Origin of the sequence: Pelagicoccus sp. SDUM812005, assembly GCF_031127875.1 — a bacterium.
Classification (GTDB): Bacteria; Verrucomicrobiota; Verrucomicrobiia; order Opitutales; family Opitutaceae; genus Pelagicoccus.
Genome location: NZ_JARXIA010000098.1, coordinates 1 through 373 on the forward strand (window position 1 = coordinate 1; position 373 = coordinate 373).

Below are 373 nucleotides of genomic sequence, written 5' to 3' on the forward strand. Positions count from 1 at the left end.
GAGATTCAAATCGGCCTCGAGCAGCTCAAAGCCGGTAGATCGAAGAAGTTGGACGATTCTCTGATCGAGAACATCAAAAAGAGAGGAAGAGAACGCCTCGATGGCTAGAGATCTCTACATATCCGAAGAAGCCGAGTCGGATCTCGACGATATTTGGGACTACATCGCCAAAGACAGCCCTACCAAAGCCGATCGCTTCCTAGAACAGCTCTACCGCAAGTGCATCGGCATCTCCGAACTTGATGGAATAGGACGTCGAAGAGACGAACTTGCCGAAGGATTGCTCAGCATTCCCCACAAGAAGTACATCATCTTCTTTGTTCGAGAAGTTTCACAAGTAAGCATAGTTCGGATACTTCGAGGCTCTAGGGAC

At 48.8% G+C, this 373-nt stretch carries 1 protein-coding gene; it reads left to right on the plus strand.

All coding sequences use genetic code 11. The features are described from left to right. Nucleotides 1-100 precede the first annotated feature (100 nt). Nucleotides 101-373: type II toxin-antitoxin system RelE/ParE family toxin (locus QEH57_RS24840; RefSeq protein ID WP_309009505.1), on the plus strand; the 273-nt coding region annotated here is incomplete at its 3' end.